At 69.1% G+C, this 22,349-nt stretch carries 24 protein-coding genes; 5 read left to right on the forward strand and 19 right to left on the reverse strand.

Annotation, left to right across the window (positions count from 1 at the left end; genetic code table 11):
• Positions 1–8: 8 nt before the first annotated feature.
• From recA to pgsA, 8 genes are all read right to left on the reverse strand, one after another.
• Positions 9–1,055, reverse strand: coding sequence for a recombinase RecA (recA, locus tag JOE30_RS15660; protein WP_027505126.1), 1,047 nt, complete (start codon positions 1,053–1,055; stop codon positions 9–11).
• A gap of 166 nt (positions 1,056–1,221) precedes the next feature.
• Positions 1,222–1,416 carry a DUF3046 domain-containing protein gene (locus tag JOE30_RS15665; RefSeq protein ID WP_027505125.1) on the reverse strand — a complete coding sequence of 65 codons (195 nt, stop codon included), beginning with the start codon at positions 1,414–1,416 and terminating at the stop codon, positions 1,222–1,224.
• A 35-nt stretch (positions 1,417–1,451) separates the two neighbouring features.
• Positions 1,452–2,630, reverse strand: coding sequence for a glycosyltransferase (locus JOE30_RS15670; protein WP_204867737.1), 1,179 nt, complete (start codon positions 2,628–2,630; stop codon positions 1,452–1,454).
• A gap of 34 nt (positions 2,631–2,664) precedes the next feature.
• Complete coding sequence (locus JOE30_RS15675; protein WP_204867738.1) at positions 2,665–2,838, reverse strand: hypothetical protein; 174 nt, start codon at positions 2,836–2,838, stop codon at positions 2,665–2,667.
• A gap of 198 nt (positions 2,839–3,036) precedes the next feature.
• Positions 3,037–3,876, reverse strand: a complete 840-nt coding sequence (locus JOE30_RS15680; protein WP_239532393.1) for a hypothetical protein — start codon at positions 3,874–3,876, stop codon at positions 3,037–3,039.
• 31 nt (positions 3,877–3,907) lie between these two features.
• Positions 3,908–4,726 carry a phage shock protein PspA gene (gene pspA, locus JOE30_RS15685; protein WP_027505120.1) on the reverse strand — a complete coding sequence of 273 codons (819 nt, stop codon included), beginning with the start codon at positions 4,724–4,726 and terminating at the stop codon, positions 3,908–3,910.
• Positions 4,727–4,887: 161 nt separating this feature from the next.
• Entirely contained in the window at positions 4,888–5,238 is a 351-nt protein-coding gene (locus tag JOE30_RS15690) for a helix-turn-helix domain-containing protein (protein ID WP_204867739.1), read from the reverse strand.
• A gap of 201 nt (positions 5,239–5,439) precedes the next feature.
• Complete coding sequence (gene pgsA, locus JOE30_RS15695; RefSeq protein ID WP_239532845.1) at positions 5,440–5,994, reverse strand: CDP-diacylglycerol--glycerol-3-phosphate 3-phosphatidyltransferase; 555 nt, start codon at positions 5,992–5,994, stop codon at positions 5,440–5,442.
• A 278-nt stretch (positions 5,995–6,272) separates the two neighbouring features.
• On the opposite strand from pgsA, the gene JOE30_RS15700 reads away from it, so the two are divergent.
• Both JOE30_RS15700 and JOE30_RS15705 read left to right on the forward strand, forming a co-directional pair.
• A complete protein-coding gene (locus JOE30_RS15700) occupies positions 6,273–6,761 on the forward strand; it encodes an amino-acid N-acetyltransferase (RefSeq protein ID WP_037185496.1) in 489 nt (162 codons plus the stop codon).
• 38 nt (positions 6,762–6,799) lie between these two features.
• On the forward strand, positions 6,800–7,084 hold the full coding sequence (locus JOE30_RS15705; RefSeq protein ID WP_027505116.1) for a YciI family protein: 285 nt from the start codon (positions 6,800–6,802) through the stop codon (positions 7,082–7,084).
• Positions 7,085–7,160: 76 nt separating this feature from the next.
• Here JOE30_RS15705 and JOE30_RS15710 read toward each other — a convergent pair whose 3' ends face one another.
• The 3 genes from JOE30_RS15710 to JOE30_RS15720 all read right to left on the reverse strand — a co-directional run bounded on the left by JOE30_RS15710 (position 7,161) and on the right by JOE30_RS15720 (position 11,936).
• The gene (locus JOE30_RS15710; RefSeq protein ID WP_204867742.1) at positions 7,161–8,264 is read right to left on the reverse strand and encodes a TerC family protein; all 1,104 of its coding nucleotides are present in this window, start codon (positions 8,262–8,264) and stop codon (positions 7,161–7,163) included.
• A gap of 264 nt (positions 8,265–8,528) precedes the next feature.
• On the reverse strand, positions 8,529–11,240 hold the full coding sequence (locus tag JOE30_RS15715; RefSeq protein ID WP_204867743.1) for a DNA translocase FtsK: 2,712 nt from the start codon (positions 11,238–11,240) through the stop codon (positions 8,529–8,531).
• 66 nt (positions 11,241–11,306) lie between these two features.
• Positions 11,307–11,936, reverse strand: a complete 630-nt coding sequence (locus JOE30_RS15720) for a TIGR03085 family metal-binding protein (RefSeq protein ID WP_204867745.1) — start codon at positions 11,934–11,936, stop codon at positions 11,307–11,309.
• Between the two features lie 36 nt (positions 11,937–11,972).
• On the opposite strand from JOE30_RS15720, the gene JOE30_RS15725 reads away from it, so the two are divergent.
• Positions 11,973–12,746, forward strand: coding sequence for a sulfite exporter TauE/SafE family protein (locus JOE30_RS15725; RefSeq protein ID WP_204867747.1), 774 nt, complete (start codon positions 11,973–11,975; stop codon positions 12,744–12,746).
• Between the two features lie 80 nt (positions 12,747–12,826).
• Here JOE30_RS15725 and JOE30_RS15730 read toward each other — a convergent pair whose 3' ends face one another.
• Genes JOE30_RS15730 through JOE30_RS15745 form a run of 4 tightly spaced genes read right to left on the reverse strand, consistent with a single transcriptional unit; the run spans position 12,827 to position 17,906 of the window.
• Positions 12,827–14,851 (reverse strand): ribonuclease J, encoded by a 2,025-nt coding sequence (locus tag JOE30_RS15730; protein WP_204867749.1) that lies wholly within the window; start codon positions 14,849–14,851, stop codon positions 12,827–12,829.
• Positions 14,851–15,807, reverse strand: coding sequence for a 4-hydroxy-tetrahydrodipicolinate synthase (gene dapA, locus JOE30_RS15735; protein ID WP_081821173.1), 957 nt, complete (start codon positions 15,805–15,807; stop codon positions 14,851–14,853). The genes JOE30_RS15730 and dapA overlap by 1 nt, the downstream gene beginning before the upstream one ends.
• A 57-nt stretch (positions 15,808–15,864) precedes the next feature.
• Positions 15,865–16,638: an FAD-dependent thymidylate synthase gene (thyX, locus tag JOE30_RS15740; protein WP_204867752.1), complete on the reverse strand. Its 774-nt coding sequence runs from the start codon at positions 16,636–16,638 to the stop codon at positions 15,865–15,867.
• Between the two features lie 26 nt (positions 16,639–16,664).
• Positions 16,665–17,906: a winged helix-turn-helix domain-containing protein gene (locus tag JOE30_RS15745; protein ID WP_204867754.1), complete on the reverse strand. Its 1,242-nt coding sequence runs from the start codon at positions 17,904–17,906 to the stop codon at positions 16,665–16,667.
• A gap of 174 nt (positions 17,907–18,080) precedes the next feature.
• Between JOE30_RS15745 and JOE30_RS15750 the strand changes: the two genes are divergently transcribed.
• Both JOE30_RS15750 and JOE30_RS15755 read left to right on the forward strand, forming a co-directional pair.
• Positions 18,081–18,851 carry a trans-aconitate 2-methyltransferase gene (locus tag JOE30_RS15750; protein WP_204867756.1) on the forward strand — a complete coding sequence of 257 codons (771 nt, stop codon included), beginning with the start codon at positions 18,081–18,083 and terminating at the stop codon, positions 18,849–18,851.
• A 39-nt stretch (positions 18,852–18,890) separates the two neighbouring features.
• On the forward strand, positions 18,891–19,544 hold the full coding sequence (locus JOE30_RS15755; RefSeq protein ID WP_204867758.1) for a DUF3105 domain-containing protein: 654 nt from the start codon (positions 18,891–18,893) through the stop codon (positions 19,542–19,544).
• Here JOE30_RS15755 and JOE30_RS15760 read toward each other — a convergent pair whose 3' ends face one another.
• The 4 genes from JOE30_RS15760 to JOE30_RS15775 are packed head-to-tail and all read right to left on the reverse strand — an operon-like array spanning position 19,545 to position 22,349.
• The gene (locus JOE30_RS15760; protein ID WP_307806195.1) at positions 19,545–19,997 is read right to left on the reverse strand and encodes an NAD(P)H-dependent oxidoreductase; all 453 of its coding nucleotides are present in this window, start codon (positions 19,995–19,997) and stop codon (positions 19,545–19,547) included.
• Complete coding sequence (locus tag JOE30_RS15765; RefSeq protein WP_204867759.1) at positions 19,994–20,455, reverse strand: hypothetical protein; 462 nt, start codon at positions 20,453–20,455, stop codon at positions 19,994–19,996. Before JOE30_RS15765 ends, JOE30_RS15760 begins: the two co-directional genes overlap by 4 nt.
• Positions 20,455–21,207, reverse strand: a complete 753-nt coding sequence (gene dapB / locus JOE30_RS15770; protein ID WP_027505103.1) for a 4-hydroxy-tetrahydrodipicolinate reductase — start codon at positions 21,205–21,207, stop codon at positions 20,455–20,457. Before dapB ends, JOE30_RS15765 begins: the two co-directional genes overlap by 1 nt.
• Positions 21,208–21,242: 35 nt before the next feature.
• Entirely contained in the window at positions 21,243–22,349 is a 1,107-nt protein-coding gene (locus JOE30_RS15775; protein ID WP_204867760.1) for a zinc-binding dehydrogenase, read from the reverse strand.

Here is a 22,349-nt window from a genome sequence, read left to right on the forward strand (position 1 = left end):
ACCTGCTGTCAGAAGTCGACCGGAGCAGCGACGGCCTCGTCGGGCGTACGCACGTCTGCACCGATGCCGAGCTTCTCCTTGATCTTCTTCTCTATCTCGTCACGGATGTCGGTGTTCTCGAGCAGGAACTTGCGCGCGTTCTCCTTGCCCTGGCCCAGCTGATCACCCTCGTAGGTGAACCAGGAGCCGGACTTGCGCACGAAGCCGTGCTCGACACCCATGTCGATGAGCGAGCCTTCCTTGCTGATGCCCTTGCCGTACAGGATGTCGAACTCTGCCTGCTTGAACGGCGGCGACACCTTGTTCTTGACCACCTTGACGCGGGTGCGGTTACCGACTGCGTCCGTTCCGTCCTTGAGCGTCTCGATACGACGGATGTCCAGGCGCACCGACGCGTAGAACTTCAGCGCCTTACCGCCCGTCGTGGTCTCGGGCGAACCGAACATGACGCCGATCTTCTCGCGCAGCTGGTTGATGAAGATGACCGTGGTGCCGGACGAGCTGATGGCGCCGGTGATCTTGCGCAGGGCCTGGCTCATCAGGCGGGCCTGCAGACCGACGTGGCTGTCACCCATCTCGCCCTCGATCTCGGCACGGGGAACCAGGGCTGCGACGGAGTCGACGACCAGGATGTCGATGGCACCGGACCGGATCAGCATGTCCGCGATCTCGAGCGCCTGCTCACCGGTGTCGGGCTGGGAGACCAGCAGCGCGTCGGTGTCGACACCGAGCTTGGCGGCGTAGTCGGGATCGAGGGCGTGCTCCGCGTCGATGAACGCGGCGATGCCGCCGGCGGCCTGTGCGTTGGCGACCGCGTGGAGCGCGACCGTCGTCTTACCCGAGGACTCCGGGCCGTAGACCTCGACGATGCGGCCGCGCGGGAGTCCGCCGATGCCGAGCGCGACGTCCAGCGCGATCGAACCGGTGGGGATGACGGCGATGGGCACACGGGCCTCGTCGCCGAGACGCATGACCGACCCCTTGCCGAAGTTCTTGTCGATCTGCGCGAGCGCGAGATCGAGCGCCTTGTCCCGATCGTATGCAGCTGCAGCCATCATGGTCTCCTTCTCGAAGTTCTTGTCCCCGAAGCGTCTGTACCCCGTCGATCTGTCGCCAAGGTAGAGGGGGGTACCGACAAGAACCGCTGCCGTGCGATTCCCGTCGACTCTGCACACGACTATAAGCGAACAGGTGTTCGATACCCAGCGACACGCCGGAGGGTCACCATCGCGATCGAGGAACGTCGAACTCGACGCACAGTGCGCGCCACACGTCCTTCGGATCCTCGCCGTCCTCGATGGCCTGCGCGGCGGTGCGGTTCCCGAGGCTCAGCAGCAGGTGGTCGACCAGCATCGAGTCCCCGGTCACGGTTCCGAACTGTTCGGCGACACGGTCGTGGAAGTCGGTCAGGCGCACCATGTCACCGTAACCCGGGACGTCCGCGCTCCCACTCAGCGCGGGCGGGAGTCGGCGATCACGCTGCGGCACACCGCGACGGGATCCTTCACCGCGGCCGCCGTCGCCGCGGCGCGAGCTGCCGCGGCCGCGTACGTCGGGTCGCCCAGCACCCGGTCGATCGCGTCCGCCACGGCGTCGACGGACACCGGACGCACGATCGTGGCGCTTCCCTGCCGGGCCGCGCGGTTGGCCAGTTCCCACTGATCTCCCCCGCCGGGGATCACGACCACCGGGACGCCGGCGGACAGCGCCTTCGCCAGCATCCCGTGGCCGCCGCCGCACACCACCACAGACGCCAGCGGCAGCAGCGCGTCCTGGCGCCCCAGTCCGCCCACCGCCCAGGACGGTAGATCGGCCGGAACGTCGTCCACCGTGGTGATCACCAGTCGACGACTCCGGCCGCGCGCACGCGAGGCCGCCGTCGCCTCGACAGTGGCCTCGACCATGGACACGGCGCCGGTCGCGGCCGTCGACGGTGCCAGCAGGACCAGCGGTCCGGTCCCGGGCGGCGGGTCGAGGAGAGCGGTCGTCGGCTCCCACAACAGCGGACCGACGACGCGCGCGTCAGCCGGCCAGTCCGACCGCGGCACCTCGAGCGCGGGGATGGTCGCGACGAGTCGCCGCGCAGGGCCCGGGTCCAGCGCGGGCAGACCGACGCCCTCGCGCGCCCGAGCGCGTTGCGCCAGCCCCGCTCGGACGGAGCGGTCCGTCAGGGCCCGCATCACGATGTCCCGCAGCCGACCTCGCAGTCCCGTGCCCGGGGCGAGGCCACTCCCGATCGGGGGCAACGACACGGAGGGCCGGTAGAGCGGGTGCGGCGACAGTTCCACCCAGGGCACTCCCAACCGCTCGGCAGCGAGACCGCCACCGGCCGTGAGGATGTCCGAGACCACCAGATCGGGAGCCGACGCGGAGAGCACCGGCAGCAGCATCGAGGACATGTGGGCCGCCCGCTCGTGAATTCTGCGGCCGGCGTCCGCGTCGTCGTCCTCGGGCCGCGGTTCCAGTCCCGGCAGCAGGCGAGTGTCCACCCCGTCCGCTCGCGCGGCGTCGAGCCACCGATCGCCGGTGTAGACCACGGCCGTGTCTCCTGCGGCCGTCAGCGCCTTCGCGAGCGCGATGGCAGGGAAGGCGTGCCCCGCATCGGGGCCGGCGACCACCGCGACGAGCATGGGCGAAGCCTAGGTCAGCGCGGCACCGGGGACGTCAGAAGGGTGACTTCGCGGACTCGCGATCGCCGCTCATCGCGCGGAACAGGAAGTAGAGACCGGTTCCCACCACGGCCAGCGCCACCAGGGGGAACAGCGCCTTCAGCAGGGCGCCGAGAACGACGATGCCGATCCACACCAGAACGATCGCACCGAGAATCTTCCAGAACATGTCGAACTCCTTCTCGTCGGGGGCTTCCGCCGTCGGTCGCGGTGGTGTTCACCGGCGATCCGTCGACGAGTTCGACACTGCCAGAACCGAACTGGGACAGCACCCGTTCAGCGCGGAGTTCAGGGTGAAGATCGGGGTCGACCCCGAGGACGGTGCGTCGGTCTCAGGGTCGCGTCCGGGGTGAGACCGACGGCGAGGTCAGGGCTTCTGGAGGTGCTCGAGGCCGAATGCCCAGCCCTCGAGGCGATCGGACGCGAACTGGAGAGCGTCCCGTCGTGCGTCGAGTGCGGTGAGCGAGCCGGAGGAGCCCGGCGCGGTGAGCAGCGCAGCCGCGGCGACGAGACCGTCGTACTGGTGCACACCGTCCGTCAACCGGGCCGCGGTGGACCCGATGGACCCGGACAGATGGACCGCCGCAGCCGGACTTCCCAGCGCTGCTCTCTCCATCGCGACGATGTCGTGAGCGACCTCGGTGAGGGCTGCCGACGCAGCCGCGGCGATCCGGGTCGTGTCGTGCACGTCGTCCGCGGCGACCGCCCCGGACCGGGCGAGGATGCCCGTCAGCTCGTGCAGACTGCGTTCGGCGGCCGCGAGACGTTCGATGGGCTCGCGAGCCGCGGAGCCCACCGGAGGCAGGGCGCGGCGGACCGGCGCTGCTGCAGGCAGAGGCTGACCCCGCAGCCGTCGGTAGGCCGCCGCCGCGGCGACGGCAGGCACCGCGAACAGCAACGTGGTGCCCGATCCCCCGACGACGATCCAGTCGGGTGCCGACGTGGCCGCCACCGTGACGGTGGCGACGCCCATGGACCCGGACGCCGCGCCGAAGAGCGTGGCCCGCCGGCGAGTCCGACGGATCCGGCGTTCGGCCTTCTTTCGCGGGTCGTTCCACGACCTGGCGGCGTCGAGGAACGGCCGCGTGACGTCGACGACGCCGCGAGCCCGAGCGCGCACCGTGTCGGCAGCGCGCCCCACCTCGGCCGGTGCAGCGGGCCGCTCGTGCCACATCGGCCGTCGGTGCGGGTCGCCGTGTCCGGACATCAACGCTCCGTGAGGGTCTCGTGCAGGCGGATCAGTTGGCCTGAGGAGGCTCGGGGGTCGCCTGCGGGGACGACAGATTCTTCTGCGTGGACACGCCGTCCGCGGAGGGGCCGGCGGTGAGCGAGTCGCCCGCCATGGAGGCGCGGATCTGCTCGAGGCGGCTGTGTCCGGCCATCTGGACACTCGCCTGCTGGACCTCCATCATGCGGCCCTGCACCGAGTTCTGAGCGAGCTCCGCGGAGCCGAGCGCGTTGGCGTAACGGCGCTCGATCTTGTCCCGGACGGCGTCGAGGCTGGGCGTGTTGCCCGGCGCGGACAGCGTGGAGTCCATCGACCGCAGCGACTCGCTGACGCGCTCCTGCATCTTCGCCTGCTCGAGCTGGCTGAGCAGCTTGGTGCGCTCGGCGACCTTCGCCTGCAGTGTCATCGCGTTCTGCTCGACGGCCTTCTTGGCCTGGGTCGCCGCCTGGAGCGCCTGATCGTGGAGCACCTTGAGGTCCTCGACGCTCTGCTCGGCGGTGACGAGCTGGGCCGCGAAGGCCTCCGCCGCGTTGGTGTACTGGGTGGCCTTCTCGACGTCGGCTGCCGCATTGGCCTGATCGGCGAGGGTGACGGCCTGGCGCGCGTTGGCGTTCAGCTTCTCCACCTCGTCGAGCTGGCGGCTGAGCTTCATCTCGAGCTGACGCTGGTTACCGATGACGGACGCGGCCTGCTGCGAGAGCGCCTGGTGTTGACGCTGGGCGTCCTCGATGGCCTGCTGGATCTGGACCTGCGGATCCGCCTTCTCGTCGATCTTGGAGTTGAACAGAGCCATCAGATACTTCCAGCCCTTGACGAAAGGATTGGCCATCGGTTCTTCCTGCCTCCATGTGATCCGCCGCGTACGCGACCCGGCTGGCGACCGTCACCGCCGGTGGTGCTGCGCGTGTCCGGGACACGCGGTCTGTCTGTGATCGGTACCCGCCATGATCCCATGTCGAACCACGAATGGTCGGAAACGGGACGCGAAGATCAGGCAGCGGCGAGCGCCCGCGCGGACGGGGCCGGGATGACCACGCGCGTCTCGTCGGAGATGTGGGCCGCACCGTGCTCGGCGGAAACACCCGTCGACGCGGCCGCGCTCGCCATCGTGTCCGTGAGCGACTCGCTCACGTCGAACAGAACGTCCGACAGTGGGACGTCGAGGGCATCGCAGATGGCGTTGAGCAGTTCGCTCGACGCCTCCTTGCGGCCACGCTCGACCTCCGAGAGATACCCGAGGCTGACGCGCGCCGTGTTGGAGACCTCGCGCAACGTGCGGCTCTGAGCGACCCGTGTGCGGCGAAGACTGTCGCCCAATGCCTCACGCAAGAGCAGCGCCATGTGGCCCCTCCTTCATCGTGTTCGAACTACGTCGTGGTCGACCGCGGGAACGCCTGTCGGTGCATCGTCGCTCGACCCTCGTCCACCTACAACGCCGGAACGGTCCGATCGGTTCCCGCGCCGCGTGTGGACACCCGTCGGAACGGGTGAGAGAACCCTAACCCCCGCCCGCGAGCCGCACGCGGCGGAGCACCGGACGGCTCATCGCCCGTCGTGTGGAGTCCGGACCCTCGGCCGCACCGCTTGCACCACGTAGTCCAGTCCCGTGATCACGGTCAGCGCCACGGCCACGATCATCAGCACCATGGCTGCCGGGATCACCGCGTCGGGCAGCGGCAGAACGTAGACCCCGATGGCCACGCTCTGGACGAGGGTCTTGAGCTTGCCGCCGCGTCCCGCGGGGATGACACCGTGCCGCAGGACGGCGAACCGCAGGAGCGTGATGCCGATCTCGCGGGCTCCGATGACCAGGGTGATCCACCAGGGCAGGTCCCCCAGCATGGACAGACCGACCAGGGCCGCCCCGATCAGCGCCTTGTCGGCGATGGGGTCCGCCATCTTGCCGAACTCCGTCACGAGCCCGTGTTTGCGCGCCAGTTGGCCGTCGATGCGATCGGTGATCGCCGCGACGACGAAGATCCCGAAGGCCACGAGCCGCCACCCGGTCTCCTGGCCACCGTCCGCGAACAGAGCCCACAGGAAGACCGGAACCAGCGCGATCCGCAGCACGGTCAGGACGTTGGCGATGTTGAGCAGAGGAGCCGGAGTGAGTGGGCCCGAGCCGACGACGGCGTCCGGCGTCGGCGCGGACGCGTCACCGGGGCCACGACCGACGTCGTACTGTGCGCTCACGTCGCCGAGCCCGCTCTCGGGACGTGACGTGAGTTACCGGCGCGGGACACACGGTCACAATATCGGTACGCCCGATGACTACTGTTCACCCCATGACTTCCGACCTCGATCCGGAGACGGGCTCCCGGGCGGCGCAGGATCGCGCAGACGTCCGGACCGCGTCCGGGGCCACCACCGAGCGCGTGCGGCTGCGCCGGGCCCGCACCTCCGACATCCCGGAGATCAAGCGACTCATCGACATCTACGCGGGCCGGATCCTGCTCGAGAAGAATCTCGTGACCCTCTACGAGGCGGTCCAGGAGTTCTGGGTCGCCGAGGTCGACGGTGTCGTCGCCGGCTGCGGCGCGCTGCACGTGCTGTGGGCGGACCTCGGCGAGATCCGCACGGTCGCCGTCGATCCGTCGGTCAAGGGCCACGGTGTGGGCCACCTCATCGTGTCCCGGTTGATCGACGTCGCCCGCGAACTGCAGCTCTCCCGCATCTTCGTGCTCACCTTCGAGGTGCCGTTCTTCGCCCGCCACGGGTTCTCCGAGATCGACGGAACCCCGGTCACCGCCGAGGTCTACGCGGAGATGTGTCGCTCGTACGACACCGGTGTCGCCGAGTTCCTCGATCTCAGCTACGTCAAGCCGAACACCCTCGGCAACACCCGCATGCTGCTCACGCTCTGATCCCCCACCACCCGATCACACACCGCAGGAGAACATCGATGGCCCACTTCCTCGTCAACTACACGTACTCGTCGGCGACCGCCGAGGGACGCGACCGCGTCCGCGCCGAGCACCGCGACTGGCTGCGGGATCTGCTCGCTCGCGACATCGTGGTGGTTGCGGGGCCGTACGCGGACGACAGCGGCGCCACCATCATCGTCAAGGGTGAGAGCGCGGACCAGGTGGGGACGCTGTTCGCCGAGGATCCGTTCGCGGTGGAGAAGCTCGTCGACGCCGTGGCGATCCAGGAGTGGAAGCCGGTGATGGGCGTCCTCGCGGAGTGACCCATCCCCCGGCATCCACCGGACACGCGAACAGCCCGGCACCTCTCGGTGCCGGGCTGTTGTCGTGCGGGACGGATCAGCGCGAGTCGCGCTCGGTGTCCGTGACGCTGGTCGAGGTGGTGCCGGTCGACGTGGTGCCGGTCGAGGCGGCCGTGGTGTCGTCGCCGAGGACCGGGCTTCCGGTCTCGCCGTCCTTCACCGCGGGCTTCGCGTCGCCGCGGGTCTTGAGCAGGCTCGCCACGGTGGTGACGATCAGGATGCCCATGATGACACTGAGCGACACTCCGGTGCTGATCTCCGGGACCGAGAGGTTCTCTCCGCCGTTGATGAAGCCGAGCTCGTTCTCGTGGAGCGCGTGGAGGACGAGCTTGACGCCGATGAACGCCAGTACCAGGGACAGGCCGTAGGACAGGTAGACCAGGCGATCGAGCAGGCCGCCGATCAGGAAGTACAGCTGGCGCAGACCCATCAGGGCGAACGCGTTCGCCGTGAAGACGATGTACGGCTCGGTGGTGAGACCGTAGATCGCGGGGATCGAGTCCAACGCGAACAGGATGTCGGTGAAGCCGATGACGACCAGGGCCAGCAGCATCGGGGTGACCACGCGCTTGCCGTCGATCTTCACCGTCAGACGATCACCGTGGTACTCGTCCGTGGTGGGGAGGATCTTCTTGGCGAACTTCATGATCTTGGTGTCCTGCTGGACCTCGTTCTCCTCCTCTTCCCCGGCCTCCTTGATGAGCTTGTAGGCCGTGTAGATGAGGAACGCACCGAAGAGGTAGAAGACCCAGCTGAAGTTGTTGATGGCCGCGGCACCGAGGGCGATGAAGCCACCGCGCATGACGAGTGCCATCACGATGCCGATGAGCAGCACCTTCTGCTGGTACTGACGCGGTACGGCGAACGTCGTCATGATGATGAGGAAGACGAACAGGTTGTCGACGCTGAGCGCCTTCTCGGTGACGTAGCCGGCGAAGTACTCACCGCCGTAGGTCGCGCCGTACTGCCAGAACACGATCCCGCCGAAGAGAATGGCGATCGTGATGTAGACGACGGACCACGTCGCCGATTCCTTGAAGGTCGGCTCGTGGGGGGTCTTCACGTGAGCGAAGAAGTCGAAGACGAAGAGTCCCAGGATCACCACGATGGTGACGATCCAGACTGTGGACGAGACATTCATGTGAGCAACTACCTCCGGTAGTCCATGGGTGGGCTCCGGAGGTCTCTCCCACAGAACCAGTGATGATGTCTCGTGTGACCACTGTGTCTGCCGATGACCCGGATCGAGGCAGGGCTCGATCGTGCTGACGGGTCCTTCGCAAGCTGGGGATACTCCCCTCCTGAGAACAACCATGCCACAGCCCCGGCCGTATGGAGGCACGCGAAGGGTAATGCACAGGTAAAACTCAGCTAGCGTGAGAGTCAATTCACAACGGGGCCACCGTCACTCGTCCGGATTGTCCGACTCTCCCGGATCCCCGCCCTTGATCGACCACAGCAGCCCGTCCAACTCGTCGGGCTTGACCAGGACGTCTCGGGCCTTCGATCCCTCGCTCGGGCCGACCACTCCGCGCGTCTCCATCAGATCCATGAGCCTGCCGGCCTTGGCGAAGCCGACGCGCAACTTGCGCTGGAGCATGGACGTCGAGCCGAACTGGCTGGTCACGACGAGTTCGACGGCTTGGAGCAGCACGTCGAGATCATCGCCGATGTCGGCGTCGACGTCCTTCTTCTCCGCGGCCTTCTGCGCGGTGACGCCCTCCTGGTACTCCGGCTCCGCCTGGTTCTTGGCGAAGTCGACGACCGCGGTGATCTCCTCGTCGGTGATGAAGGCGCCCTGCAGACGGGTGGGCTTGCCCGCGCCCATCGGCAGGAACAGGGCGTCGCCCATACCGATGAGCTTCTCCGCACCCTGCTGATCCAGGATGACGCGGGAGTCGGTCAGCGACGACGTGGCGAACGCGAGCCTTGACGGGACGTTGGTCTTGATCAGTCCCGTGACGACGTCGACGGACGGGCGCTGGGTCGCGAGCACGAGGTGGATGCCGGCCGCGCGCGCCTTCTGCGTGATGCGGACGATCGCCTCCTCCACGTCCCGCGGCGCGGTCATCATCAGGTCGGCGAGCTCGTCGACGATCGCGAGGATGTACGGGTAGGGCTTGTAGACGCGCTCACTGCCGAGCGGTGCGGTGATCTCGCCCGACCTCACCTTCTTGTTGAAGTCGTCGACATGGCGCACCCGGTTGGCCTGCATGTCCTGGTAGCGCTGCTCCATCTCCTCGACCAGCCAGGCGAGGGCCGCGGCAGCCTTCTTCGGCTGCGTGATGATCGGCGTGATGAGGTGCGGGATCCCCTCGTACGGGGTCAGCTCGACCATCTTGGGGTCGATGAGGATCATCCGGACCTCCTCCGGCGTCGCCCGCGCGAGCAGTGACACCAGCATGGAGTTGACGAAGCTCGACTTGCCCGAGCCGGTGGAGCCGGCCACCAGGAGGTGCGGCATCTTCGCGAGGTTGGCGCTGACGAAGTCGCCCTCGATGTCCTTGCCGAGGCCGATGACCAGGGGATGGTGGTCCTTGCGGGTCGACGGCGCCGTGAGCACGTCGGCCAGGCGGACCATCTCACGGTCGGAGTTGGGCACCTCGATGCCCACCGCCGACTTGCCGGGGATGGGGGCCAGGAGCCGCACGTTGTCGGTGGCCACCGCGTACGCGATGTTGCGGGCGAGCGCCGTGATCTTCTCGACCTTGACGCCGGGCCCGAGCTCGACCTCGTAACGCGTGACAGTCGGTCCCCGAGTGAAGCCGGTGACGGCGGCGTCGATCTTGAACTGCTCGAGGACCTCGGAGATCGCCTCGATCATCGCGTCGTTCGCCTGGCTGCGTGTCTTCGGCGGGTCGCCGTCGATCAGCAGGGACAGCGAGGGCAGGACGTAGTCGCCGTCGACGACACGGTCCACGACGAGTTTGTCGTCCTCCTTCGGCTTCGGCGGAGTCGCCGCGACGACCGGAGCGGGCTTCGGCGTCGGCTCGGCCACCGGTGCCTTCGCACGCGTGCGGACGGGCGCTGCCACCGGTACGTACTCGGTGGGAGCGTCGTCGACCGGTGCCGACTCCTCCACCGGGTACGCGTCGGCCGGCGCGGAAGATCGGCGGCGACGCGACTTCGTCGGCTTCTCGTCGACCGGGTAGCCGTCGGCGTCGAACAGGGCGGGGTCGTACTCGTCGTACGAGGAGCCGTAGCCCGCGGAGTCGTACCCGTCCGGTGCGAAGTCACCGAGGTGCGACTCCTCCTCCCAGTCCTCGTAGTCGCTGTACTCGTCGCCGCGGTTGGCCGTACCGAACAGGGTCCGCAGACGCGCGGGGATGTCGCGCACCGTCGTGCCGGTGAGGAGCAGAACGCCGAACAGGACGGCGAGCAGCAGCAACGGCACGGCGAGCCAGACGGTGACACCGCTGCTGAGCGGACCGCCGACGACGAAGCCGACGAAGCCGCCGCCGGACGCGCGTCCGGCCAGGTCGTCCGGAGACCCGGAACCCAGATGCCAGAGTCCGAGCATCGGCAGGCCGACGAGCAGAGACCCGAGGACGAGCCGGGGGCGATCGTCGGGAGCAGGTTCGGTCCGCATCAGGGCGACGGCGACCCCGATGCCGAGCAACGGCAGCAGGATGGCCGCGCTGCCGACGACGGCGCGCAGTCCGATCTCGATCCACTCTCCGACCGGCCCACCGGCCGAGAACCAGAGACCGGCCGCGACGACCACGCTGACCGCGAGGCACCCGAGAGCGATGCCGTCGCGGCGGTGGCCGTGTTCTATGTCGGCGGCCTTGCCGACGGTGCGAGTGGTGGCGCCGAGTCCGCGGGCGGCGAGGCCCCACCCCTTGCCGATGCCGCGACCGACGGAGTTCAGGGCCGCGCGGCCGGGCGAGATCGTGCGCTTGGGGGCGCTGCGAGGTCGGGCTCCGGACGACGACCGTGCGGCACCGGACGAGCGAGTCGCCGGGGTGCGCCCGGTGGACGACCGGGGGGCGGTGGGCTTGCGCGGCGTCGTGACCGTCCGCCCGCGTCCGGTGGAGGCACCACTCGTGCCGGTGCCTACCTTGCTCGATCCGGCCGTGCCGGATCGGGACGCGCGCGTACTCGTCTTGCCTGCCATACCCGTCAGGCTAGTCGGTCGACCCCATCCGGACCATCCGCAACACCAGTAACAGCCCGACCGCTGTCACACGCCGCGGTCGAGGCCCTTCACCGCGGCGACGTCCGCCGAGTCGCCGTCGAACTCCAGCACCACGGCATCGCGGCCGAACGCGTGCAGCACCAGCTCCGACGGCTCCCCGCGCAGCGCCACCCGGCGCGAGGCCGACTTCTTCCCGAAGGTCCGCCGACGACCGTCCGGGGTCTCCACGTCCACGGCCACCGGGGCTCCCCGGTAGGCGACGCGTCCGAGCAGACCCAGCAGACCCCACAGGGCAGCCTGCATCTCGGCGCTCAGTTCTCGCGGAGTCGGTGCGGATCCGTCGGCCCGCCGGACGTCCTCGTGGTGGACGAACATCTCGCCGAGGTTGATCTGCGCGTCGAGGAGCTTGTAGGGCGACCACACCGGAGGTCCCGTGCGCACGTCGTCGACGAGACCCACCCACTCCCCCGCGGCGACCGAGTCCTGCACGCGGCGCGTGTACCCCGCCAGCGGCGGCAGGAAGATCCCCGGAGCCGCATCGAGACGGCGTTCGCGGATCACCAGATGCGCCGCCAGATCCCGGACGGTCCAGTCACCGCACAGGGTGGGAGCGTCCGGACCGACCTTCGCCATCGTGTCGGCCAGTTCCAGACGTTCGTCGTGCGCAAGGCTCATGACACACGAATCTAGCCGTGTCGTACGGTCGCCGGTGTGCCCGTCTCCGAAATAGTCCTCGTGCTGCTCGCGGGGTTCGCCGCCGGTGGCATCAACGCCGTCGTCGGATCAGGAACGCTCATCACGTTCCCCACCCTCATCGCCTTCGGGTACCCGCCCGTCACGGCGACCATGAGCAACGCGATCGGACTGGTGGCGGGCAGCGCCTCGGGTGCGTGGGGTTATCGCCGCGAACTGCGCGGCCAGTGGTCGCGGCTGCGCTGGCAGCTTCCCGGATCCCTGCTCGGCGGCGTGCTCGGCGCCTGGCTCTTGCGCCACCTTCCCGAGAAGACCTTCACCGCAGTGGTTCCGGTGCTGCTGATCCTCGCGCTGATCCTCGTGGTGACCGGCCCTCGCATCCAGGCCTGGGCCCAGAAGCGCTCCGAGTCGGACACCGCCGCCGGGATCGGGCGGGGGCGGTTCGTGCTGCTGGTGATCGGCACGTTCGCCGTGGGCGTCTACGGCGGCTATTTCACCGCGGCCCAGGGCATTCTGCTCATGGGCGTCATGGGCGCGTTGCTGCCGGAGAACATCCAGCGCATGAACGCGGCCAAGAATCTGCTGTCGCTCGTGGTCAACGTCGTGGCGGCGGCATCGTTCATCATCTTCGCCTTCGACCGGATCAGTTGGGCGGCAGCCGGTCTCATCGCCGTCAGCTCCCTGATCGGCGGCGCGGTCGGAGCACGGTACGGCCGGCGCCTGTCACCGCGGGTGCTGCGCGCCTGCATCGTCCTGCTCGGCCTCGTCGGTCTGTACAACCTGCTCGCCTAGCCTGCCGACGACGACAGGGCGAGAGACACGACAGGCCGGCGCCCGGGTTTCCCGGGGCCGGCCTGTCGAATGCGAACGTGTCAGCTCGGCGTGACCTCGAGCACGGTCGGCACGATCATCGGCTTGCGGCGGTACTTGTCCGCCACCCAGCGACCGACGATGCGCCGGACCGATTGCGCGATGCGGTGCGTGTCCCGCACACCCTCGCCGGCGAGACGCACCAGCTCCGCCTCGACCAACTGCGCCGCTTCCTTCAGTGCCGCGGGATCGTCGGAGAAGCCGCGGCCCGAGACCTCGGGAGTGCCGACGGACTTGCCGGTGGTGGTGTCCACGGCCATGGTGATGGCGATGAAGCCGCCCTCACCCAGGACGAGGCGGTCGGACAACGTCGAGTCGCCCACGTCGCCGACGGACAGTCCGTCGACGTACACGTGGCCGACCGGCACCTGGCCGACGATCTCGGCGAGGCCGTCGACCATGTCCACGACGACGCCGTCCTCGGCCAGCACCACGCGCTCCTCCGGCACACCCGTCGACACCGCGAGAGCGGCGTTGGCGCGCAGGTGCCGCCACTCGCCGTGCACGGGCATCGCGTTGGTGGGACGGACCGCGTTGTAGAGGTACAGCAGCTCGCCGGCCGACGCGTGGCCGGAGACGTGCACCTTGGCGCTCTGCTGCGTGACCACCTTGGCGCCACGCTTCGCGAGCCCGTTGACGACGGCGAACACGGAGTTCTCGTTGCCGGGGATGAGCGACGACGCGAGGACGACCAGGTCGTCGGCACGGATGTTGATCTGACGATGCTCACCCCGCGCCATACGCGACAGCGCCGAGAGCGGCTCGCCCTGCGATCCGGTCGAGACCAGGACCAGCTTGTCGTCCGCGAGTTTCGTCGCGGTGTCCATGTCGACCTCGACACCCGACGGCACCGTCAGGTATCCGAGCTCCTGGGCGATGGCCATGTTGCGCACCATCGACCGACCGACGAAGGCGACCTTGCGGTTGTAGCGGTGTGCGACGTCGATGACCTGCTGGATGCGGTGCACGTGGCTCGCGAACGACGCGACGATCACGCGGTTCTTCGCCTTGCCGATGACCGTGTCCAGGACACCGCCGATCTCGCGCTCCGGCGTGACGAATCCGGGCACCTCGGCATTGGTGGAGTCCACCAGGAACAGATCGACACCCTCGTCGCCGAGTCGCGAGAACCCGCCGAGATCGGTCAGGCGGCCGTCGAGCGGCAACTGGTCGAGCTTGATGTCGCCGGTGTGCAGCGCGACACCGGCGTCGGTACGGATGGCGACGGCGAGCGCGTCGGGGATCGAGTGGTTGACCGCGAAGTACTCGAGCTCGAACGGTCCGTGGTTCGTGCTCTCACCCTCACGCACCTCGACGAGCTTCGGCTTCTGGCGGTGCTCACGGCACTTCGCCGCCAGCAGCGCCAACGTGAACTTGGAGCCGATGACCGGGATGTCCGGGCGCAGGCGCAACAGGAACGGGACGGCACCGATGTGGTCCTCGTGACCATGGGTGAGCACCAGGGCGACCACGTCGTCCATCCGGTTCTCGATGTGGCGGAAGTCCGGGAGGATCAGGTCGACACCGGGCTGCGCGTCCTCGGGGAAGAGCACACCGCAGTCGACGATGAGCAGCTTGCCCTTGTGCTCGAAGACCGTCATGTTGCGGCCGATCTCGCCGATGCCGCCGAGGGCGACCACGCGGAGACCGTTCTTCGGGGCCTTGGGCGGAGCTCCGAGTCGCTGTGTCTTGTCCACGACCGTGCGCGCGTCGGGTCGCTGGATGGCAGCGGAGTTCTGCGGAGTGCGCGCGGGACGCGACCGAGGACCGCGACCCCCACCCGAGCCCGAGTTGCCGTTCGACGATCGCGAGCCGCCCGACTGGCGGTCGCGGCCGGTCGGCGCCTCCTTCACGGGCGCCTCCTTCACGGGAGCGGCCTTCGCCGGCGCCTGCGCCGCCGGGGCGTCCTGCACGGGCGCGGCCTCGGCTTTCGGTGCGGGAGGAGCGGGCTGCGGTTCCTGCGGAGGAAGGTCCGCGGGCGGTCCGGCACTACGGGTGGCGCTGCGCCGCCTGGGCGGTCGAGTCATCAAAGAACTCCTGCACGGTGAAGATCGGCTGCCAGAGCATCGATCTGATCGGTGGACGGTGGAACTTGTGGCAGACGGGGTTCCCCCACGTCGATGCCGAGAAGACGAAGGCCCGCCTTGGAGCCTGTGACGCCGCCGAGTCGGGCGAACGACCGCACGATCGGGAGCAGACCGACGTTGATGGCCTGCGCTGCGGCGATGTCGCCCGCGGCCCAGGCGGAGTGGAGATCCCGGAGCTTGCCGGGCACGAGGTGCCCGATCACGCTGACGAAGCCGACGGCTCCGACCGACAGCCACGGCAGATTGAGCGGGTCGTCGCCCGAGAAGTACTCGAGACCGGTCGAGGCGATGAGCTCGGCTCCCGCGGCGAGGTCGCCCTTCGCGTCCTTGACGGCGAGGATCCGCGGATGATCGGCGAGACGACGCAACGTCTCCGTCTCGATCGGCACGACCGAACGGGGCGGGATGTCGTAGAGCATGACGGGCAGATCGGTGGAGTCGGCCACGGCGACGAAGTGGGCGTACAGGCCGGCCTGCGGCGGGCGCGAGTAGTACGGGGTGACGACGAGCAGTCCGTGTGCCCCGGCGTCGGCTGCGGCACGGGCGAGTTCGATGCTGTGCGCGGTGTCGTTGGTACCGGCGCCGGCGACGATGCGAGCGCGATCTCCGACGGCGGCGACCACGGCGCGCAGCAGGTCGGCCTTCTCACGATCCGTCGTGGTCGGCGACTCGCCCGTCGTTCCCGAGATCACGAGGCTGTCGCATCCACTCGAGACCAGATGCGCGGCCAAGGCGACGGAGGCGTCGATGTCGAGAGCACCGTCCGGAGTGAACGGTGTCACCATCGCGACGGAGACGGCACCGAACGGCGAGGGCGTGCTGCTCGTCTGCACTCGTGCCGCAGTGTCGACAGTCCCCGCAGCGTCGACAGTCCTCGCGGTGTCACCGATGGTCATGGTCAGGAAGGTTACCCGGTCCCCGTCCGGCCGCCGGACCCCCACGACCCGCGCCGCCTATTCCCCCGCGTACGAACTCCTGGCGACTTCCGTTCCGTCGGCCAGTGTCTCGATCTCGAAGTCGGCGAAGACGTCGGGTGCGACCTCGACGAGGCGCCGCAGACAGGCCACCGCGAGCCGACGGATCTCGAGATCAGCGTGCTCGGAGGCCCGCATGGTGACGAAATGCCGCCACGACCGGTAGTTCCCGGTCATCACCAGGCGCGTCTCCACGGCGTTCGGGAGCACCGAGCGCGCGGCCTGCCGCGCCTGCTTCCCGGCGACGCCAGCAGCTGAGTCCGCACCGGTCTCCGCTTCGAGTGCGGACAGCAACGCGTCGTACGCGGCACGGGACGAGTCGGTCGCATTCTGGAACAACTCACGCAACGTCGCGTCGGACTCGAGAGCCGGAGGCACGACCATCAGCGCGTCGCGTTCTGACACCGAACGCTGGGAGAGCTGCGAGAACGAGAAGTGGCGGTGCCGGATCAACTCGTGACTGCAGGAGCGTGAGATGCCGGTGATGTAGAAGCTCGCGGACGCGTGCTCGAACACCGACCAGTTACCCACGGCCAGTAGGTGGTTGAGGTACCCGGCGTTGGTCGCGGTGCGCGGATTGGGCTTCGACCAGCTCTGGTAGCAGGCCCGGCCGGCGAACTCGACCAACGCCTGACCGCCGTCGGCGTCGGTCTCCCACGGCACCTCCGACGGAGCGGTGAAGGACGTCGCGGCCACGAGCTGAACGGACAACGGGGCACCGGCTCGATGCTCTGACACTGGACGCTGGGACATTCGACACAGACTATGGGGTGGCGGAGTCATCGAGAGACGGCGCGTACCTCGCGGCCCAGGTCGGCCGCGAGATCACCACGGTCACCGACCACGACGTCGGCCACGTCCAGCCATCGCGCCATCTCCGTCACCGACGCGGCCAGCGCCGCCGCCACCTCGCCCCGACGGCCGCGGGCGTCGACGGAGGGCTCGGTGAACGCACCGGGCACCGTGAGCACTCCGGCGGCGCGATCGACCCGGATGTCGACGCGGGCGACGAGCTCGTCGTGCAGCAGGAACGGGAAGACGTAGTACCCGTACGTCCGCTTCGGCTCGGGCGTGTAGATCTCGATGCGGTAGTGGAAGCCGAAGAGACGCTCGGTGCGCGGACGGCCGAAGATCAACGGGTCGAACGGGCACAGCAGTGCGGCCGACTCGACCGACAGCGGTACCCGGGTGTCGCGATGCAGGAAGGCCTGATCCCGCCATCCGGTCACGGTGACGGGCACCAGCACGCCCGCGTCCACCAGGTCGGCCACGGCCCGAGTGGTCTGGGCCGCCGACAGCCGGTAGTGATCGCGCAGGTCGGCCGCCGTGGCGACCCCCATCGCCTCGGCCGACTTCTCGACGAGCTGACGCACCGCGTCCACCTCGCCCACCCGTCGCGACACGACGTCCGCGGGCAGCACGCGCTCGGCGAGGTCGTACAGCCTCGTGAACCGTTCCCGGCGCGGTACCGACAACACGCCGCCGGCGAAGAGCTGCTCGCACACCACCTTGACGTCGCTGTGGTCCCACCACGGCCCCTTGGGGCCGGGTCTCCGGCGATCCAACAGAACTTCGAGATCTCGCGCGGTGACGGGCCCCTGGTCGCGGATCGCGTCGAGCACGTCCTCCACCAGCCCGGGACTGCGCGCCGCCACCCTCGCGGCGCCGCCCCACCGACCGTGCTCGTACTGGTCCATCCGCCACCGCATCAGCGGCCAGTCGGCGACGGGCAGGAATGCCGCCTCGTGCGCCCAGTACTCGACGAGCAGGCGCGGCGACCGCGCCGTGTCGGTCCACGCCGCATCGTCCAGCGCCTGACGGTCGTACGGACCGACACGACTGAACACCGGCGCGTAGTGCGCCCGCACCGCCGCGGAGACCGAATCGATCTGCAGCAGCTTCGTCGAGCGCACGACACCCGCCACCGCGCGCCGGCCGGAGACCGCGCCCGACCGCGCCCGACCGAACCCCTGGGCCGCGACGGCCGTGCGGCGCGCTGCCGCAGCGGACAGCTCACGCATGGGCACCGCCTGCGTTCGATAGTTCGTCCAGCAGGATCACTGCCAGGACGGTACCGGTGAGAGGTTCGAGGAGTGTGACGACCGCCGGGACGCCGGTGGACAGTGCTGCTCGCTCCGGCGTAGCGTGCTTAACAGTACAAGCGTACTGTTTGCCGGTCCGTCGAAGGAGCCATCATGTGGAGCCCGTCCGACTACCTCACCTTCGCCGATGAGCGCACCCGCCCGTTCCGGGAGCTGCTCGCACGCATCGCCACCGAGAGTCCCCGGCGCGTCGCCGATCTCGGCTGCGGCCCGGGCAATGCGACGGCGTTGCTGGCGGACCGCTGGCCGGACGCCGTCGTCGAGGCGTCGGACAACTCGCCGGACATGGTCGCGGCCGCGCGCGCTGCCGGTCTGGACGCCACCGTGCTCGACGTACGGGACTGGGCGCCGTCCTCCGACACCGACGTCGTCGTCTCCAATGCGACTCTGCAGTGGGTGCCCGAACACCGGGAACTGCTGGCGCGCTGGCCCGGCCAGTTGCCGGACGGTGCCGTGATCGCCGTGCAGATGCCCGGCAACTTCGATGCGCCGTCGCACCGCATCATCCGGGACCTCGCGACATCGGGCGCCTGGGCACCGCGACTTCCCGCTCTCGAGCTGCGGCACGCGAACGCCGTGGACGATCCCGATCAGTACGCCGACCTGCTGGCCGCGCGGGGTTGCGCCGTGGACGCCTGGGAGACCACGTACGTCCAGCAACTCCGGGGAGCCCGACCTGTTCTCGACTGGGTCTCCGGTACCGCTCTCACCCCGATCTTCGACCTCCTGGACGAGGAGGGTCGGGCCGAGTTCCGCGACGACCTCGCTCCGCTGTTGGCCGACGCCTACCCGGCACGTCCCGACGGGACCACGTTCTTCCCGTTCCGACGCGTGTTCGTCGTCGCAGTGGTGCGGAACGGCTGACGAGCGGGAACGGTGCGGCCGGACGGATACTCTCGGGTCATGCATCGGTCGGCGCTCGTTCCCCTGATCCTGACGGCCGCCCTCCTCGCCGGGGGCTGCGGCAGGGCTGTCGAGGGTCGTCCGACGGCCGACGCGTGGGTGCCCACCGCCGACAATCCCGATCCTTCACTCGCGCTCGACGGCATCGAGGTGATCGACTTCCCACCCGCCTATCATGTCCTGCCGAACTACCGTGTGGCGTACACCGTCTCACCGCCGATGGGTGGTCGACACGACAACGCGTGGGCGACGTGCACCGGCGTGGTCTATCCGGAGGCCGTGCGCACCGAGAACATGGTGCACTCCCTCGAACACGGTGCCGTGTGGATCGCGTACGACCCCGCAGCGCTCGACGACGGCGAGATCGCAGCGCTGGCCGCGCGGGTGGAGGGCGAGCCGTACCTGATGATGTCGCCGTATCCGGGCATGGATCGTCGAATCTCGCTGCAGTCGTGGGGGCATCGCCTGGCAGTGGCGAGCAGCGACGACGAGCGCATCGACCGCTTCGTCTCGGCACTGCGTCTGAATCCGAACACTTTTCCGGAGCCCGGCGCGACGTGCGCGACCCTGCCCACCACGTTCGACACGGCGAATCCGCCGGCCTTCGTCGAGAGCGCGCCGGATCCCGCCTCGCCTCTGACCCTTCCGGAGTGATCAGGCAGGCATGATCGTCGCGGCCAGCGTGCCACCGAGTTCGACGAGCCGTTCCCGCGCAGAGGCGTCGAACCCGGTCACCTCGACGGGCGCCGCCGCCGGCTCGAGGCCCCATCCGCTCACGATGCTCGTCAGTGCGCGGACCGCGCCCGCGGTGTCGTTGTTGCCGTACACCCAGGCGCCCCAGGGCTTTCCGTTCATCGACCCGAGTGTCGGGTAGTACACCGTGTCGAGGAAATGCTTGAGGGCACCGGACATGTACCCGAAGTTCGCGGGAGTGCCGAGGAGGATGCCGTCCGCGTCGACCACATCGGTGATCGTGGCACCCAGGGCGGGACGCACTCGGACGTCGACACCCTCGATGTCGGGATCCCGCGCGCCGGCCAGCACCGCCTCGAGCATCTCCGCCATGGGCGGCGACACCGTGTGGTGCACCACCAGCAGAACGGTCACGCGCTCTCGATGCGCTCGAGTTCCACAGCGCGCCGCATGATCTCGCGTGCGCGCCCGCGATCGCCCGCGTAGTCGTACGCGCGGGCGAGACGGTAGTTCGTGCGCCAGTCGTCGGGCGACTTCTCGTACTCATCCTTGACGTCCGCGAAGAGCGAATCCGCCGCGCCGCGCTCGATGCGTCCGGACGGCAAACGCGGAAGGTCCTCGACGTCCAGCTCGAGATTCTCGTCGTGGATCCGACGGGCGAGGTGCTGGTGCCGGAAACCCGCTCGCAGCGTTGCCGCCACGATCCACAGGCCCAGCAGCGGAAGGATCAGCACACCGATACCCAACCCGATGTTCACCGGTCCGCCGAGCTTGATGAAGTCGATCCCGCGCCCGCCCAGAATGACGAAGTAGACGCCGAGAACCACCACCATCACGGCGATGATCGCGACCACTCGCGAATACTTGCTCATCACAGATCCATCAGCGGTTCGATGCCCAGCGTCAACCCGGGCCGCGCCGCGATGGACCGGACACCCAGCAGCACACCGGGAGTGAAGGAGGTGCGGTCGATCGAGTCGTGCCGGATGGTGAGAGTCTCGCCCTGCGTTCCCAGGAGCACCTCCTGGTGCGCCACCAGACCGGCGAGGCGCACGGAGTGCACACGCACACCGTCGACGTCGGCGCCGCGCGCACCGTCGAGTTCGGTGGTGGTCGCGTCGGGGCTCGGGCCCACACCCGCCGCGCGCCGAGCGTCCGCGATGAGCGCCGCCGTGCGGTACGCGGTGCCGGACGGCGCGTCGGCCTTGTTCGGGTGGTGCAGCTCGATCACCTCGACCGAGTCGAAGAAGCGTGCCGCCTGCTGGGCGAACGCCATCGAGAGCACGGCGCCGATGGCGAAGTTGGGAGCGATGAGCACTCCGGTCGCGGGCGAGTCCGCGAGCCAGGACCGCACCTGATCGAGTCGCTCGTCGTCGAACCCGGTGGTGCCCACGACGGCATGGATCCCGGCGCCGATCAGGTACTGCAGGTTGTCCATGACGACACTGGGGTGCGTGAAGTCGACCACGACCTGCGCGCCGTTCTCCGCGAACGTCTCGAGCCGGTCGTCCTTGTCCACGCGAGCGACGAGCTCCGTGTCGGCTGCGGCCTCGACGGCCTCGCACACCGCCTGGCCGACCTTGCCGGCCGCGCCGAGCACTCCGACACGTATCGCCTCTGTCACCTGTTCACCCCTCACCTGGAACCGTCGGGGACAGCCTAGTGGTCGAACTCGATGACCTGACGAATCGCCTTGCCGTCCGCCAGCTCGTCCATCGCCTGGTTGATCCCGTCGAGAGTGATGCGCGAGGACACCAGTTTCTCCACCGGGAAGCGGCCCTCGCGCCACATCTGCTCGTAGGTCGGGATGTCCCGTTCGGGAACGGCGGACCCGAGGTAGCTCCCGACGATGGTGCGCGCCTCGGCCACGAGCGTGAGGGGCGAGATCGACGCGCGGGCGTCCGGCGACGGCAGGCCCACCGTCACGGTGGTGCCGCCCGGCGCCGTGGCAGCGAGCGCGGTCTCGAAGGCGCGCGCGTTGCCGGCGGCCTCCACGACGATCTGGGCACGCACGCCGGACTCGGCCAGTTCCTGCGGGGTGTAGACGGACGTGGCGCCCAACTCGCGCGCCGTCTCCAGCTTCTCCGGCATCGAGTCGACCCCGATGACGTCGCCCAGTCCGAGCGAGGCCGCGGTGAGCACCGCGGCCATGCCCACTCCGCCGAGCCCGACCACCATGATGGTGTCGCCCTCGGTGGGGGACGCGGCGTTCAGCAGTGCGCCGCCGCCGGTGAGCACCGCGCACCCGAGCACCGCGGCGACGGCCGGCGGGACGTCGTCGCCCACGGGAACCACCGACCGGCGGTCCACCACCGTGTGCGTCGCGAAACCGGACACCCCGAGGTGGTGCTTGACCTCGACGCCGTCGCGGCGCAGCCGCACGTCTCCGCCGAGCAGAGTGCCGGCGTTGTTGGCCGCGCTGCCGGGGATGCACGGTGTGCGCCCGTTCGACCGGCACCCCGAGCACTCACCGCATCGAGGCAGGAAGGTCATCACCACGCGCGTGCCGAGCGCGAGGTCGACCCCCGGACCGACGCCCTCGACGATGCCGGCGGCCTCGTGCCCCAGCAGCATCGGGACGGGCCGTACGCGGTTGCCGTCGACGACCGACAGGTCCGAGTGGCACAGTCCTGCCGCCTCGATGCGTACGAGGATCTCCCCCTCGCCGGGAGGATCGAGCTCGAGCTCGGACACCGTCAGGGGACGCGACTCCGCGAACGGCCGCGAACGGCCGATCTCTTCCAGGACAGCTCCGCGAATCTTCAT

This window comes from Rhodococcus sp. PvP016 (assembly GCF_017832185.1).
Taxonomy (GTDB): Bacteria; Actinomycetota; Actinomycetes; order Mycobacteriales; family Mycobacteriaceae; genus Rhodococcoides.